General features: G+C 60.6%; 15 protein-coding genes and 1 riboswitch. Of the genes, 5 read left to right on the forward strand and 10 right to left on the reverse strand.

Going from position 1 to position 15,631, the window contains the following annotated elements; all coding sequences use genetic code 11:
• Nucleotides 1-26: 26 nt before the first annotated feature.
• From DKW72_RS13870 to chrA, 6 genes are all read right to left on the reverse strand, one after another.
• Nucleotides 27-368, reverse strand: coding sequence for a phosphoribosyl-ATP diphosphatase (locus tag DKW72_RS13870; RefSeq protein ID WP_111642976.1), 342 nt, complete (start codon nucleotides 366-368; stop codon nucleotides 27-29).
• A 9-nt stretch (nucleotides 369-377) separates the two neighbouring features.
• Nucleotides 378-761, reverse strand: a complete 384-nt coding sequence (gene hisI / locus DKW72_RS13875) for a phosphoribosyl-AMP cyclohydrolase (RefSeq protein WP_111642977.1) — start codon at nucleotides 759-761, stop codon at nucleotides 378-380.
• A gap of 83 nt (nucleotides 762-844) precedes the next feature.
• Nucleotides 845-1,645, reverse strand: coding sequence for a M48 family metallopeptidase (locus DKW72_RS13880; protein WP_111642978.1), 801 nt, complete (start codon nucleotides 1,643-1,645; stop codon nucleotides 845-847).
• Between the two features lie 4 nt (nucleotides 1,646-1,649).
• Entirely contained in the window at nucleotides 1,650-2,126 is a 477-nt protein-coding gene (locus DKW72_RS13885) for a YbjQ family protein (protein ID WP_232522410.1), read from the reverse strand.
• A 12-nt stretch (nucleotides 2,127-2,138) separates the two neighbouring features.
• Nucleotides 2,139-2,453, reverse strand: coding sequence for a YbjQ family protein (locus DKW72_RS13890; RefSeq protein WP_111642979.1), 315 nt, complete (start codon nucleotides 2,451-2,453; stop codon nucleotides 2,139-2,141).
• A gap of 97 nt (nucleotides 2,454-2,550) precedes the next feature.
• Nucleotides 2,551-3,834, reverse strand: a complete 1,284-nt coding sequence (chrA, locus tag DKW72_RS13895) for a chromate efflux transporter (RefSeq protein WP_111642980.1) — start codon at nucleotides 3,832-3,834, stop codon at nucleotides 2,551-2,553.
• Nucleotides 3,835-3,950: 116 nt separating this feature from the next.
• On the opposite strand from chrA, the gene waaA reads away from it, so the two are divergent.
• On the forward strand, nucleotides 3,951-5,228 hold the full coding sequence (gene waaA / locus DKW72_RS13900; protein ID WP_111642981.1) for a lipid IV(A) 3-deoxy-D-manno-octulosonic acid transferase: 1,278 nt from the start codon (nucleotides 3,951-3,953) through the stop codon (nucleotides 5,226-5,228).
• Here the strand turns inward: waaA and DKW72_RS13905 are convergent.
• Entirely contained in the window at nucleotides 5,219-6,598 is a 1,380-nt protein-coding gene (locus tag DKW72_RS13905) for a TolC family outer membrane protein (protein WP_111642982.1), read from the reverse strand. The two genes, waaA and DKW72_RS13905, sit on opposite strands and share 10 nt — an antisense overlap.
• Nucleotides 6,599-6,849: 251 nt before the next feature.
• Complete coding sequence (locus DKW72_RS13910; RefSeq protein WP_157960502.1) at nucleotides 6,850-9,174, reverse strand: hypothetical protein; 2,325 nt, start codon at nucleotides 9,172-9,174, stop codon at nucleotides 6,850-6,852.
• A gap of 159 nt (nucleotides 9,175-9,333) precedes the next feature.
• Nucleotides 9,334-9,428, forward strand: a riboswitch (TPP riboswitch).
• Between the two features lie 81 nt (nucleotides 9,429-9,509).
• Here DKW72_RS13910 and thiD point away from each other — a divergent pair.
• Both thiD and thiC read left to right on the forward strand, forming a co-directional pair.
• A complete protein-coding gene (gene thiD / locus DKW72_RS13915) occupies nucleotides 9,510-10,319 on the forward strand; it encodes a bifunctional hydroxymethylpyrimidine kinase/phosphomethylpyrimidine kinase (protein WP_111642984.1) in 810 nt (269 codons plus the stop codon).
• Between the two features lie 5 nt (nucleotides 10,320-10,324).
• On the forward strand, nucleotides 10,325-12,232 hold the full coding sequence (gene thiC / locus DKW72_RS13920) for a phosphomethylpyrimidine synthase ThiC (RefSeq protein WP_408631113.1): 1,908 nt from the start codon (nucleotides 10,325-10,327) through the stop codon (nucleotides 12,230-12,232).
• A gap of 228 nt (nucleotides 12,233-12,460) precedes the next feature.
• Here thiC and DKW72_RS13925 read toward each other — a convergent pair whose 3' ends face one another.
• A complete protein-coding gene (locus DKW72_RS13925; protein ID WP_111642986.1) occupies nucleotides 12,461-12,994 on the reverse strand; it encodes a L,D-transpeptidase family protein in 534 nt (177 codons plus the stop codon).
• A 100-nt stretch (nucleotides 12,995-13,094) separates the two neighbouring features.
• Here DKW72_RS13925 and DKW72_RS13930 point away from each other — a divergent pair, with 100 nt between their 5' ends.
• A complete protein-coding gene (locus tag DKW72_RS13930) occupies nucleotides 13,095-13,730 on the forward strand; it encodes an NUDIX domain-containing protein (protein ID WP_111642987.1) in 636 nt (211 codons plus the stop codon).
• 19 nt (nucleotides 13,731-13,749) lie between these two features.
• The gene (locus DKW72_RS13935; RefSeq protein ID WP_111642988.1) at nucleotides 13,750-14,193 is read left to right on the forward strand and encodes a DUF1249 domain-containing protein; all 444 of its coding nucleotides are present in this window, start codon (nucleotides 13,750-13,752) and stop codon (nucleotides 14,191-14,193) included.
• A gap of 146 nt (nucleotides 14,194-14,339) precedes the next feature.
• Here the strand turns inward: DKW72_RS13935 and DKW72_RS13940 are convergent, their stop codons facing one another.
• Nucleotides 14,340-15,317 carry an integron integrase gene (locus DKW72_RS13940; protein WP_111642989.1) on the reverse strand — a complete coding sequence of 326 codons (978 nt, stop codon included), beginning with the start codon at nucleotides 15,315-15,317 and terminating at the stop codon, nucleotides 14,340-14,342.
• Nucleotides 15,318-15,631: the final 314 nt, after the last annotated feature.

Consider the following 15,631-nt stretch of genomic DNA (forward strand, 5'->3'; position numbering starts at 1 on the left):
TGTGTCCTCTGTGTAGTCTGCAATAATCAATGATTGGTTCGGGTGGCCTTTTCGGCGTGGCCCGAGACATCAAATCGACGCGCCAGCTCGTGCAGCACCGCGTCGGCGTTTTCGCCCAGATGCGAGAGCATCACCAGGCTGTGAAACCACAGGTCGGCGGTTTCATAAATCAGCGCGCGAGTGTCTCCGCTCGCTTTGGCGTCCTTGGCCGCAAGAATGGTTTCCGTGCATTCTTCGCCCACCTTTTCCAGAATTTTGTTGAGCCCTTTATCGTGCAAGCTCGCGACATAGGACGACTCGGGGTCGGCCACCTGTTTGCGCGCTTCGAGAATGCGGGTCAACTCATCCAGAATATCCAGGTTACTCATGGTGCTGCCTCAGTAGATGTCTTTCGGGTCTTTCAGCACCGGATCTACCGTGTGCCACTGGCCGTCTTTCAGGACGCGATAGAAACAGCTTTCGCGCCCGGTGTGGCAGGCAATACCGCCCAACTGTTTGACCTGTAAAATCACCACATCGGCGTCGCAATCCAGGCGGATTTCCTTGAGTTCCTGGACGTGCCCGGAGCTTTCACCCTTGCGCCAGAGTTGGCCGCGCGAACGCGACCAGTACACCGCGCGCTGCTCTTTGGCACTCAGTGCCAGGGCTTCGCGGTTCATCCAGGCCATCATCAGGACCCGACCCGTGTCCGCATCCTGAGCGATGGCGGGCACCAGTCCGGCCTCATCCCATTTTACCTGTTCGAGAAACGTCTCGGTCATCCTGCGTCCTGTGGTGGCGTCAGCCTAGCGGCCAAATGTGACAGATTACTGACTGCGGAGTTTACCAGTGCCGGGCGGTGGCGTCACTCGCCCTGTGGCCATTCTGGCAGCGGAATGAGTGGGCCGCGGGTGTGCCAGCCCCGGGACTGGGCCAGGGACTCGAGGCGGGCAATGCGTCGGTGGGTTTCCGGGTGGGTGGTCAGCCATTGCGGCACGGCGTGGTGGCTGTCGAGGGCGTGAAACAGCTCGTAGGCGCCGTCGGTATGGCCGTACAGGTTGTACAGGGCCTCGAGGGCCCAGGCATCGGCGGCGTACTCCTGGTCGCGGGAATACTCGAGCATGGCCAGTTGGCCGCCCATGCCCACCAGGTAGCCGGCATCGCTGCGGCCAAAGAGCAGCCCGAAGACCACCTGAAAACTCAGTTCCCGGGCCATGGCGCGCACCGGGTGGCGCTCCTGGATATGGGCAATCTCGTGGGCGAGCACAAAGGCCAGCCCCTGTTCACTCTCCACGGTGTCGAGCAGGCCCTGGAGAATGAACACATGCCCGCCCAGGGTGGCGTAGGCGTTGAGGGTGGTATCCGGGCGGTAGTGAACGGTCACGTTCAGAGGCTCATCCAGGCCGCCCGCCTCCGCCAGCCGGTCGGCCAGGTCCTGCAGGTAGGGTTGGGCCGGGTGCGCGCGCTGTTCGATAAAGGGCTCGGCCCAGCGTTGCTCCCAGTGGAAGGGCGTCCAGCGCGCGGCCCAACCCGCCAGCTGGATCAGGAGCCAGATCAGCAGCGCTGCGCCGGCGATGAAGCCGGCTACCGCGACCCAGAAATCCCGCTGCCAGCCGCGCTCGACCACATTGATACCCTCGGGGGGCAGGCGGTTCTGGTAGCCCATGGGGTCAGCGCGGGTCGGTAGGGATCAGCGCGGTGCCGTAGGCGAGCACCTCGATGGAGCCCACGCCCTGCTGGGCCGCGCGCCCGGCGATGGCGGCAGTCTCAAGCTTGACGTTGAACACCTGGGTGGCGCCGAGGGCGGCGGCCTGCTCGCGCATGCGCAGCAACGCCTCCCGCCGGGCCCGGTCGAGCAGCGACTCGTGGGTGTTCAAGCGCCCGCCTATGAGCGAGCGCAATCCCGCCACAAAGCGCTTGAAGTAATCGATGGACACCACCATCGAGCCGGTGACCAGCCGGGTTTCCGGCGCGGGCAGGGTGGGTGGCGGCAGGCGCTGGGAGAAAATCAGTACCTGACCGCGCTGGCGTTCGCGCGCAATGATTGACGCGTAGTGGCGCCGCTCCAGGATTCGCCCGCTCACCAGGCCGATGGCGATGGGCCCGGCACTGAACAGCAGGACCATTCCAATAACCAGTGCATCCATGACCGGCTCCTGTTATTCGAGAATGACGGCGGTGCCGTAGACAAACAGCTCGGCGGCGCCCTGGGCGACGGAGCTGGTGGAAAAGCGCACATTGAGTACGGCGTTGGCACCGATGGCCTCGGCCTGTTCTTCCATGCGCTTGATGGCTTCTTCGCGCGAGTCGTTGAGCAGCTCGGTGTAGCCTTTGAGTTCACCGCCAAAGACGTTTTTAAAACTGGCGGCAATGTCGCGCCCGACGTGCTTGGCGCGCACCGTGCTGCCCTGTACCAGGCCCAGGTGTTCCTTGACCTTGCGGCCGGGGACGATCTCCAGATTGCTCACAAGCATGGGTATGTTCCTTATAACAATGGTTTTGATGGTGTTGTCCTGGCCATCGGCCAGGGCCTAATGTACTGCAAAAGTGCGCGGGGCAACATGGCCCCGTTCACACCAGCGACCAACCGATGCCGAGTGCGGCGCACAGACCCAGCACCCGGAGCAGGCCCCATTTAAGGCCGAACACCAGTAACAGCGCCACGGCCGTGATCGTGGCGAGGGCGAAATCCATACTGGTCAGCACCGGCAGCTGTATCTGTAAGCCGCCGCCGGTGAGCGTCAGGCGCTCGGCAAAGAGCGCGTTGATGGCGAACCACAGCGCCAGGTTGGCGATGACGCCCACCACTGTCGCGGTGATCGCCGCCAGTGCTGCCGACAGTGCCCGATGACCCCTGAGCTTCTCCACGTAGGGCGCCCCGGCGAAAATCCAGACAAAACAGGGCAGAAAGGTGACCCAGGTGGTGAGCAGCGCGGCGGCGGTGCCCGCAAGCAACCCGGCGTCGCGGAAACCCGCGAGAAAGCCCACAAACTGGGTGACCAGAATCAAGGGGCCGGGGGTGGTTTCCGCCAGCCCCAGGCCGTCGAGCATTTCCCCCGGCTGGAGCCACTGATAGTGCTCGACGCCCTGTTGGGCCACATAGCTGAGTACGGCGTAGGCGCCGCCGAAGGTGACCACGGCCATCTGGGAAAAGAAGCTGGCCACGGCGGCGTAGACGCTCTGCCCGGCCAGCGCCATCAGCAGGGCGACGGTGCCCAGCCAGAGTGCGGCACAGATGAGCGCGGCGCGGCCGGTCCCGGGGCGGCGGATCGGGTCGAGCGCTTGGTCATCGTTTTGGGGGGTGCCGGTGAACCAGCGCGCGCCGATGTAGCCGATGACCCCGGCGCTGAGCACCACCAGTGGGAACGGCAGGTTGAAGGCGAACAGCGCGATAAAACCGGCGACCGCAAGCACCGGTTTTAAACGACCATCGAGTGCGCGCCGGGCTATCTTGACCAGTGCCTGCAGGACAATGGCGAGCACTGCCGCCTTGAGACCAAAGAACAGGCCTTCCACCACACTCACATCGCCGACCAGCACATAGAGCCAGGACAGCGCCATGATGGCGGCGGCACCGGGCAGGATAAAAAGCACCCCGGCCACCAGGCCGCCGCGCACCCCGTGCAGCAGCCAGCCGACGTAGGTGGCCAGTTGCTGGGCCTCGGGGCCGGGCAGCAACATGCAGTAGTTGAGGGCGTGTAAAAAGCGGTGTTCCTCGATCCAGCGTTTTTCGTCCACCAGGACGCGGTGCATCAGCGCGATCTGCCCGGCGGGGCCGCCAAAGCTGAGCAGACCAATACGCCACCAGACCGCGAGGGCTTCGCGAAAGGGAATTGTCGGGGCCGAGTCACTCATGTCTATACTCCGGATAATACAAGCGCGTGTTGTACCACGCGTGCGGCCGTGAATCTACGGTGGCCAAAGTGTTATTCTTGCCCGTCTCGCAACGCCGTTGAAGGAAATTGCTCCGCATGCGCCTGGTTTACACACTGCTGCTCTACCTGTCTTTGCCGCTGATTTTGTTGCACTTGCTGTGGCGCACGATCAAGGCCCCGGGCTATGCCCGGCGCCTGGGCGAGCGCTTTGGCCGGGTGGCACCGGAGGCGACGGAAAAAGCGGTGGTGTGGGTGCACACGGTCTCGGTGGGAGAATTTTTGGCGGCGCAACCGGTGATTCGGGCACTGCTGCAAAACCCCGACCTGCACCTGCTGATTACCACCAGTACACCGACCGGCTCGGAGCGGGTGCTGGCGGCGTTGGGGGATCAAGTGAGTCACACCTATGCCCCTTACGACACCCCCGACAGCGTGGCCCGCTTTTTAAATCGCACCCAGCCGCGTCTGTTGCTGATTATGGAGACCGAGCTGTGGCCCAACACCCTGGCGGCGTGCGCGGCCCGGGAGATTCCGGTGGTGTTGATGAATGCGCGCCTGTCCGAGCGCTCGGCCCGGGGCTACCGTCGGGTGGCGGGCCTGACCCGCGGCATCATCAACAGCCTGAGCCTGATCGCTGCCCAGCACGAGAGCGACGCGGCCCGCTTTAAAGCGCTGGGCGCGCCGGAAGACAAGGTGGCGGTTACCGGCAGCATCAAATTTGATTTGGCACTGGAGCAGAGTCTGGTGGCCAGGGCGGCCGAGCTCAAGGCCGTGTGGAGCGCCGGCGGCGAGCGCCTGATCTGGATCGCGGCCAGCACCCATCTGGGGGAAGATGAGTTGATTCTGGAGGCCTATCGGCGTGTGCGCACCTCGGGCGTCCCCGGTGCCGACGCGCTTCTACTGGTGTTGGTGCCGCGTCACCCGGAGCGTTTCGAGCGGGTGGTGCAATTGTGTGAAAACCAGGGCTTGCGGGTGGCTCGGCGCAGTGCGGACACGGCGGTGACCGCGGATGTCGAGGTGCTGGTGGGCGATACCATGGGGGAGCTGTTGTTGCTTTTCGGGGCGAGCGACATCGCGTTTGTGGGCGGCAGTCTGGTGCCCAATGGTGGGCACAATTTTATCGAGCCGGCGGCTTGGGGCCTGCCCCTGCAAAGCGGAACCCATCTGTTCAATTTTGCCGCCGTTGCCGATCTGCTGGCGTCGTCGGGGGCTCTGAAGACCGCCGAAGGGGTAGAGGCGCTGGCGGCGGACACCCAGGCATTACTGGCAGACAAAGAAAAGCGCCGCGCCCGGGGGGCGGCGGCGCTCAAAGTGGCGGAAGAGAACCGGGGCGCGCTGGAGAAAACCCTCGCGCTGATTCGTCGCTACCTGTAATAGCCTTCCGCGTCGTCATAGTCACTGCGCCGTACCGGTGCCTGAGCCTGAAGCCAGCGATCAATCTCTTGTACATCCGCCGGGGTCAGCATGCCGGCCACTTCGCGCAGGCGAATGGTGTTGATGATGTAGTCGTAGAGCGAGTTGGAGTAGTTGCGCCGGGCTTCATAAACGGCGCGCTGCGCCAGCAACACTTCCACCAGATTGCGTGTGCCCACCTCATACCCTGATTGGGTGGCTTCGAGTGCGCTCTCGGCCGAGATGATGGCCTGCTCGCGGGCCCGCACCTGGGAGACGCCGGTGATCACCGACAGGTGCAGCGCGCGGGTGCTCTGGATCACATTGCGCTGGGTGCTGTTGGCCTGCTCGCGCGACTGAAGGTGCTGGGCCGAGGCTTGCCGGCGTTGAGCCGAGGTGCCGCCGCCAGCGAACAGCGGGACATTGACGGTGACGCCGAATACCGGGCCGTCGATATCATCAGCAAAACCGAAGCCGCTGGTATCGGTACGAATATAGCGGGCGTTGCCGGTGACGGTGGGGTAGTGCTCGGCGCGTGCGGCCCGGGCGTTTTGCCGAGAGGCATCGGCCGCCAGGGCGGCGGCGCGCAGCTGGTAGTTGTTCTGCAAGGCAAAATCGACCCACTGGTGGCGGTCAGTGGGCTCGGGGGCCACAACCGGGAAGTCTTCCGCCAAGGGGGCGATCCGATCGTGAGAGTGGCCGGTCAGCACTTCCAGGGCCTCATAGGCAATACCCAAGTCGCCGCGCGCCTGAAAGGTGGTGGCCGTGGCGTTGTCATACACGGAACGGGCTTCGTGCACTTCGGTAATGGAGGTCAGGCCCACTTCATAGCGCTGCTGGGTTTGCTCCAACTGCTGCTCCAGCGCGCGTTCTTCGGCCAGGGCCGTCTCCAGATTTTCAATGGCGCGCAGCACATTAAAGTAAGCGTCGGCTACGCGCACGATCAGGTCCTGCTGGTCAGCGCCGAACTCCGCCTCGGCCACTTCGCTCAATTTACTGCCCTGTTGGTAGCTGTACCAAGCGGACATATTGAACAGCGGTTGGCTGAGTGACAGGGTCCAGGTGGTGGACTCATCGTTCTGGGCGCGCTGGATCTGGTCGTCGGTTACCGGCGGGGTGCCGCCGCTGACTTCGTCGCGCTGGTAAGTGCCCTGCAGATTGATTTGCGGCAGCAGTGCCGAGCGACCGATATTGCGGGTCTCCAGCCCGGCCTCGTAAGCGGCCCGGTCAGCTTTCAACTGGGGGTCGTTTTGCAGCGCCAGTTCGTAAATGTCGACCAGAGAGCTGGCGCTGACCGATAGGGCACCGAGCGTTAACCAGCCGGTAATAAGCGAGAGTGCCGTCTTTTTCATGGGTTTCCATCCTGTGTGAAGTGGGTCTGTCCCGATGCAATAAATGTGGTGGCAAGGCCAAGGAGTTTATCGGGTTGGACGTAGCGGGTCGAGATACAGATTCAGTGAACTTGTTAAAAAGCGTTAATCGCGACCGGTTTGTGATGGCAAACGGATACGTGGGAGGTGGGTGTTTGGATGCGGGGGCATGCACTCGGCGGCCCGGATTTACCGGGCCGCCTTGAGCCCGCGGAGGCGCGGGCAAGGTGCGGTTACTGCAGGATGTCGAGTTGTTCCTCGTGTTCAATACCTTCGGGGTCGAGCACCTCGGGCTCCTCGTCGCCGGTCAACGATTCGTGGCTGACGCTGATGATCACGTCGGCGCCAGCCTCGTCAGTCTCGGGTAAGGTCAGGTCATCGATGATTGCGCTGATCTCATTCGTGATCAGGGTGGCATTGTCGCGGGTCAGCTCGATTCGGGCGCTCTCGCTCAAGCGCACGGTAATGGTTTCATCGCCTATGGGGCTATCGAGCACCAGGTTAATGGTCAGTGTCGCGACCTGGGCTTCGCCTTCCCCTTCGGTCTGCCAGTCGTGGGTCATGTTGGCCACGGCGGCGTACCTGACCCGCTCGTAGCGCTCCACATACAGCAGATCGGGCAGGCTGGCGCCGAGGGCGGAGGCCGGGATGGAAAACTCCAGGGCGCTGCCAAAGGCCAGGGCGCTGTCGGCATAGAGGCTGGTCAGTTCGGCTTCCGGGTCGCTGGTGGCGCGCACCCCGATGAAGCCCGGGTAAATAATCAGTTCGTGGGTGTCGAAGCGGATGCGTGTGTGGTCGTCACCGTTGATCGGCCCGGCAAATTCTACCAGCCCCAGGTAGTCGCCTCGGCCCTGGGTCTGGCTGTAGTGGACCAGGTCGCTATCCTCGGGCCTGGTGCCAGCGCTGCCGGAAAGCACCCGCAGGTCGGTATTCCAATCCTGAGGGTTGCCGTCGATGCGGATAAAGTCGGCGGGCAAAATCGCGAGTAAGGTCAGTACCGGCACGTTGGCGATCTCGAAGACAGACTCTTCCAGAATATTGCCTTCCAGGTCCATCAGGGCGATCACGTTGCTCAACGGGTTGTAGCGCAGGCCCTCAAACAGTACGCGGTCGCTGCTCAAGGCCTCGAGACGTTCCAGTTCAAAGCCGCTGCCCAGGTTGATCTCAGCCGTTTCGTAAGTAGTGGGGTTGTAGCGGACAATCAGGGTTTGCTCGGTGCCGGCCGCAAAGCCGTACAGCCAGATATGCCGATCGCTGACCACATAGTTGGCACTGGCGTGGGCGAATAGCCCCAGGACTTGGTGGTGCTGAGTGGTGCGACGCTGCTCCAGGTCGACGGTGATAATATTGTTCGCACGGTTGTTGTGACTCCATGTTGCAACATACGTCAGCTGGCCGTTGACTATGTGCCGGGTGCCGAGATAGCCGTCGTCCTTGGGAATTTCCGCGATCAGGTAGCCGGATTCGGGTTGCTCACTACCGGTGATGCTGCCGGTAAAGGGTCCCAAGTCTTCCAGCGCGAGCGCTCCTGACGGGTTGCGCGCGAGCCGATAATACTGGCGGGAATACTCGTAATTGTCTTCAACCAACGCGACAAAGCTATAGTCGAGATAAATGCGATCGTCCAGTCCGCGGAAGATGGCCCCGAGAGTGATGGACTCGTATCCGGTAGTATCCAACTCTGCCAGCAGGCTGCCGAGGGAGATCGGTGTTTGGCTCAGGTTATCCCAGGCGATCGCCACGGTACTTTCTGTGGTCGGGCTGTAGCCCTGGTACACCACAAAGTCACCCGCAGAGCTGACTTCAAAATGGTTGACGTCATGGATGTTCTGGATGGTGGAGATGCTCAAATCACCTTGACCCAGTTGGCTGATATCCACCCGGCTGGGCACCAAAAGACTACCGCCGTTGCCGCTGGCCGGCGCGACATAGCGCAGATAGTAGATATTGCCCTGGGCATCGGTGCGCAGTCGCCGGTGGATGTTTTCAAGGCTCTCAATGCCGTAATAGGCGTCTTGATGGTGGAGAAAGCCATCGGGAATCAGGTAGGCAAAGCCGGTTGCTTTGTTAACCAGCAGGCCCACCAGGTCATGTGCGCTGCTATTGGTGGGACGCACCAGAATATCCATCAGCACAAAGTCTGGTCCAAACTCCCTTACACCCGTGGGGGTGATGGCGCCGCGCTCGATCTCGCTGCCCTGGTCATCCATAAACGGCACCCGCTCCAGGCGACCATCGGTAGTGATTTTGTAGAGTGTATGCGGCTCCAGCAGGTTGTCATTCACCTCGATCCCGGTGGGTAGGCTCGCGGCGGATGGGTCGCTGTCCGTGCCGGTCACAACAAAGCCCTGAGCACCGGCGATGCCGAGACTGTGGATCTGCTCCGCCAGGTTGGCGTCTGGTGTGGGATCCTCGGTGTCTATGGGGGGTGGGTTGTCAGTGCCACCGCCGCCGTTGTCCTCATCGCTTCCGCCACCGCCACCACAGGCGGTCAGGAAAAACAGCGTCAATAGGGTAGCGATCGCCTTTATTGAAGGCGCTAAGCGTGTAAATGACATGGGAGTTTCCTTAGCAAGTGCGAGCCAGCCGGAGTGGGCGTTGCGCGATTCTTATCGGTAAGACGCAAAGATTAGCACCAAGTGGGTATATCGGCATCACCCAAATGAGGTAAACGCCGCCGTCCTTTACAGGGCGGGATGAGTCTACTAGACTGAAGCGCATTCTTGTCGGGGTGCTGCCGGAGCTGCAGCTGAGAAACACCCGTCGACCTGATCCGGTTAGTACCGGCGTAGGGAACGAGATGATTGAGCTGCTGGCGCTGCCAGTCCCTCCTGACTTTCTTCTTGCCCTTTGTCGCGTGTGCTGCCCGGTTCTTTCACCGGAGAAGCGTGTCATGCCCCACATAACGCCCATTGCCCTGACCATCGCCGGCAGCGATAGCAGTGGTGGCGCGGGTATTCAGGCAGACCTCAAAACCTTCTCGGCGCTGGGCGTATATGGCTGCTCGGCCATTACCTGCCTGACCGCCCAGAACACCCGGGGCGTACAGGAGGTCCTGCCGGTCAACGCTGACTTCATTCAGGCCCAGGTGCGTTCGGTGATGACCGACCTGAAGGTGGGTGCCATCAAGACCGGCATGTTGGGCACCGCCGAGATCATCCTTGCGGTGGTTGAGGCGCTGAAGCCCTACGGTGCGATTCCGTTGGTGGTGGATCCGGTGATGGTGGCCACCAGCGGCGACCGTCTGCTGGCGGACGACGCGATTGACACCCTGATTGCCCAACTCCTGCCCCGCGCCACCCTGGTAACGCCCAATCTGCCCGAGGCGGCGACGCTCCTGGGTGAACCCGTGGCGACCTCGCGCGCGGCTATTGAACACCAGGCGCGCGCGTTGCTGGATTTGGGCGCACGCGCGGTGTTGATGAAAGGCGGCCACGGCGATTCCGCCGAGGCCACCGATGTACTGGTGAGCCGCGACGATCAGCGAGTCTACAGCGCGCCGCGTATCGCCACCCGCCATACCCATGGCACCGGCTGCACCCTGGCTTCGGCCATTGCGGCCGGGTTGGCGCAAGGGCTTGCGCTCGCCGATGCGGTGGGCCAGGCCAAAGATTACCTGCACGGGGCGATCAGCCACGCCGATGAACTCGCCGTTGGCGAGGGCGCGGGCCCCGTGCATCACTTCTATCAATTCCCAAGGTGATAATGATGAGCAACGACAATACTGCGGAAAAAATCCTGAGCCAGAGTGCCCAGGTGGACCAGGCCTCAGTGCAGCCCTTCACCGGCTCGCAGAAAATCTATGTCCAGGGCTCGCGCCCGGATATGCAGGTCCCCATGCGCGAGATCTCCCTCGACGACACGTCCACCGATTTCGGCGGTGAGAAAAACCCCCCGGTCCGTGTGTACGACACCTCCGGTCCTTACACCGATCCGAATGCGACCATCGATCTGCGCGAGGGGCTGGCCGAAGTGCGCACGCCGTGGATTCTGGAGCGGGATGACACCGAGTTGCTGAGCGAGAGCCATTCCAGTTTTACCAACGAGCGTCTGCACGATCCCAAATTGGCGAACCTGCGTTTTAACCTCAAGCGCCAACCGCGCAAGGCCAAGCCGGGCAAAAACGTGTCGCAGATGCACTACGCCAAACAGGGCATCGTCACCCCGGAGATGGAATACATTGCCATCCGCGAAAACATGGCCCTGGCGCAAGCCAAAGAGCGCGGCGATGTGCAGCACCCGGGCCAGAGCTTTGGTGCCAGCATTCCCGACGAAATCACCCCGGAATTTGTGCGCGACGAAGTTGCCCGCGGCCGGGCGATCATCCCCGCCAACATCAACCACCCGGAAGTGGAGCCGATGATTATCGGGCGCAACTTCCTGGTGAAAATCAACGGCAATATCGGCAACAGCGCCTTGGGTTCGTCCATTGAAGAAGAAGTGGAAAAACTCACCTGGGGCACCCGCTGGGGCGCCGATACCATCATGGACCTGTCCACCGGAAAGAATATTCACGAAACCCGCGAGTGGATCATCCGTAACTCCCACGTGCCCATCGGCACCGTGCCCATCTACCAGGCTCTGGAAAAAGTCGACGGCGTGGCCGAAGACCTGACCTGGGAAATTTTCCGCGATACCCTGATCGAACAGGCGGAGCAGGGCGTGGATTACTTCACCATTCACGCGGGCGTGTTGCTGCGCTATGTGCCGCTCACCGCCAAACGCGTGACCGGTATTGTCTCGCGCGGCGGTTCCATCATGGCCAAATGGTGTCTGGCGCATCACAAAGAAAGCTTCCTCTACACGCACTTTGAAGAAATTTGTGAAATCATGAAGGCCTACGACGTGTCCTTCTCCTTGGGTGATGGCCTGCGTCCGGGCTCGCTGGCGGATGCCAACGACGAAGCCCAGTTCGCCGAACTGGAAACCCTGGGTGAGCTCACCAAAATCGCCTGGAAGCACGACGTGCAATGCATGATCGAAGGTCCCGGCCATGTGCCCATGCACATGATCAAAGAGAACATGGACAAGCAGCTGGAAGTCTGTGATGAAGCGCCCTTCTATACCCTTGGGCCTTTGACCACTGACATCGCACCGGGCTATGACCACATCACCTCCGGTATCGGTGCTGCCATGATCGGCTGGTACGGCTGTGCCATGCTCTGCTACGTAACGCCGAAAGAACACCTGGGCCTGCCCAACAAGGACGACGTGAAAGAAGGCATCATCACCTACAAGATCGCCGCCCACGCCGCCGACCTGGCCAAGGGCCATCCGGGTGCGCAACTGCGCGACAACGCCCTGTCCAAAGCGCGCTTTGAATTCCGTTGGGAAGACCAGTTCAACCTGGGCCTGGACCCCGATACGGCGCGCAGCTACCACGACGAAACCCTGCCCAAGGATTCCGCCAAGGTGGCGCACTTCTGCTCCATGTGCGGGCCGAAATTCTGCTCCATGAAAATCAGTCAGGAAGTGCGGGATTACGCCGCCGAGCACGGCACAGACATGAGCGCAATAACAGAAGAAACCGTGCGCCTGGTGGATGTGGAAGCGGAGATGCAGGAAAAAGCCCGCGAGTTCCGCGAAAGCGGATCAGAGATTTACCACAAGGTGTAGATGGAACGCCCCGGTGCTGAAAAGGCTGGGGCAGATTGTCGGATTACGCCCTGCGGGCTAATCCGACCTACTGGAAACGGCGTGCCAATGTTCGAGTAGGTCGGGTTAGCGCAGCGTAACCCGACGGTGAGGCACCCAACCCGATCAAAGCGCCAATGTTCGTGTAGGTCGGATTAGGCGAAGCCGTAATCCGACACCTGAGGCACCGTTCCTGAACCGTGCTTGCCCCTAAGGCAAAATCCGTATCGGCGTCCCTATCGGAACCAGGTGCCACAACTCTTCCATCTCGGCATTACTGAGCGCAATACAGCCATCGGTCCAATCCCCCGCCCGCTTGTAATCGCCGCTCACGTAACTGTTGCGCTGACCGTGGATCACGATATTGCCACCGGGGTTCTGGCCACGGGCATTGGCTCGGGCACGATCCTCAGGGCTGGGATAGGAGATGTGCAAGGCAATGTGAAAGTCGCTATCGAGATTGCGCCGGGTGATGTAATAGGTGCCTTCCGGTGTGCGCCGGTCGCCCCGGCGCTTTTTGTGGCCCTCGGGGTTGCGGCCCAGAGCAACGTCATAACGGCGAAAAGGCTCGCCATCGCTGATCAGATACATGGCGCGGGAAGACTTATCCACCAGGATCTCATCAGCCAGGGGTAGATACACGTCCGGGATGGGAGGGCCATAAAACGCCAGTTCCTCGCCTGATGCGGGCAAAATCCAGGCAAAAAACAGCAAAATCGCGGCTGCAGCGTGTCGGAAAGGCATGCTAAGGTAAACTCAATTGTTCGTATAATCGGCGCATATTACCACGCAAGGTGTGATATTGCGCACATTTTAGCCAGATATTCGAGGGCAAACCAGACCCATGAGCAAACCCTATCAGCCTGTTCACCCGCCGTATCAGCGCGAGGATGTCGAGATTCTGTCGCGCGAAGACCTCTATCAGGGCTATTTTCGCGCCGAAAAACTGACCCTGCGCCACCGCCTCTACGAAGGCGGCTGGAGCGAGACAATGGGGCGGGAGCTGTTTGTGCGCGGCCCGGCAGTGGTGGTGGGGCTGTATGACCCCGTCCACGATACCATCGGCCTGATCGAACAGTTCCGCGTGGGCGCCCTGGATGACCCCGCAGGCCCCTGGTGCCTGGAGGTAGTGGCAGGCATGATCGAAACGGACGAGACGCCCGAGGCCGTGGCCCGGCGTGAACTGCTGGAAGAGGCCGGCGTCGAGGCCGATAGCGTCGAATACATCGGCCACTACTACCCCAGTCCGGGTGCCTGCAACGAGGTCACCCACGTGGTGTGTGCCTTTGCCGACCTGAGCGAGGCCGTCGGCGTGCACGGCCTTGACGAAGAGCACGAAGATATCAAGGTGCATGTGTTGCCGGCGCAAGTCGTATTCGACAACCTCTATGGCGGCCGTTTGAATAACGCCGCCGCGCTGATTGCGCTACAATGGTTGCAGCTCAACCGGCCGCGACTGCGGCAAAACCCACCTGGCTGACCCAGCTGTTAGAGGCGCCATGATAAAGCCCCGTTACAAAGTCGACCTGCCCCGCGAACAGGCGGAGTGTGAAGCCAACTACACCCGCTTGCGCAAACTGATGCCCGGCTCGGGCGACAGCTGGCGCTTGGCCGTGGGTGAGAATCGGGCGGAGCGTGAAATCCGGATTCATGTAGAAGAGCGCGCACGTTACACCACCACCATAAAGGTCGCCCAAGTGGCCGGCGAGCTGCCCGCGACTGACTGGCTCAGTCTGCCTCGCCTGACGGTGCGTCTGTACCACGATGCGCGCATGGCGGAAGTGCTGGCCTGGGAAGGTCACCGGCGGATCAAGCCCCGCTATGACTACCCCAACACCGCCATGTACCACAGCGACGAAAAATTCCAGTTCAACCGCTTCCTGGGGGAGTGGCTCAGTCTGTGCCTGAACCAGGGCCGAAGTACAGTCACCCTCAGCCTCTAGGGTGACAAAGCGCCTTTGATCAAGACACCCTGAACCCCTGTTCGAACCCGCCTTTTTCCGCTACCATCGGACAAAAGAACAACGCGCAGGCAACCTCCTTTTAGGTGAACGTGGCCTGCGGTAGCCTGCCCGGCCATTAATTCGTCTTAAAAATTCGCACTCAAATCATCCAGCGGGCTATGCGTTCCCGCATATTGCTGACCCAGTACATGGGTATAAATCTGCGTCGTTTTCACATCATTGTGTCCCAAGAGCTCCTGCACGCTGCGAATGTCGTACCCGCTCTGTAACAGATGCGTCGCGAACGAATGCCGGAACGTGTGGCAACTGACGCGCTTATGCGTAACGCCCGCTTGTGCGCACGCACGTTGGAGGGCCTTGCGAATGACCGAATGGTGCAAGTGGTGACGACAGGGTTCATCCGTAAGTGGGTGCTGACAAACCCCCGACGACGGGAATAGAAACATCCAGGCGGGTGATTTATACGCATTGGGATACTTTTTGCCGAGTACGCCGGGCATCGAAGGGCCGATGTTGCGCTCATTGTCCTTACGCTGAAGCTCCAGCGCCAGGGAGACGGCTTCACGTAACGGCTCAACCAGAGCGCGACTGAGCAGTGTTTGACGATCCTTGTTGGCTTTGCCGTCACGAACGGTGATTGCCATGCGGTCAAAGTGAATATCCTGAATGCGCAGACGTAAGCACTCACTTACACGCAAACCGCTACCGTACAGAAGCGAAATTACCAGTCGGTCCCGATCACCCAGATGGGCGAGAATGGCCCCGACTTCTGCTTTACTTAACACGCTGGGCAAGTGGCGCTGCTTGGTGGCGAGCTTGAAGTCCATTTCGCCAAGGTCGATGTTGAGCACCTTGTGATACATAAAGACTACCGCGTTTAACGCAACTTTTTGCGTATTGATGGCAACATTTTCAGTGGCGGCGAGCCAAGTAAGGTAGGCCTTGACTTCATTTGCGCCCATTTCTTCGGGATGGCGTTTGCCGTGGAAAAGAATATAGCGCTTGATCCAGAATAAATACGTCTTCTCCGTTCGGATACTGTAACCCCGAAGGCGCATTTCTCTGCGAAGGAACTCCAAAAAGGGACTTTTTGCGTCAGGCATAAGTATCGCTCCTTGATAATTAATCTGTATATTTATACAGTATATTTCGAAGAGCCGCAAATTCCTGCGCATTTGAGTCACTGACGCTGCTCATATTTTTCGTGGCGAAAATTGATGTTGTAGAAAAAACAAAGACTTGGCTAGCCGGGTGGGTATTTAATGCGCATCGCGTGAACAGAAAATGCGCATGCGTAAAAGCAAACTTGGAGTCCATGTGGATAAGTATAGAAAGTGGCTATACAATCAAAGGGTTGCTCGGTGTTCTCCGATCGGGCTTTTGATCACAAATGCGCATGCGCACTATACAAATGTTA

This window comes from Marinimicrobium alkaliphilum (assembly GCF_003259155.1).
Taxonomy (GTDB): domain Bacteria; phylum Pseudomonadota; class Gammaproteobacteria; order Pseudomonadales; family Cellvibrionaceae; genus Marinimicrobium_A; species Marinimicrobium_A alkaliphilum.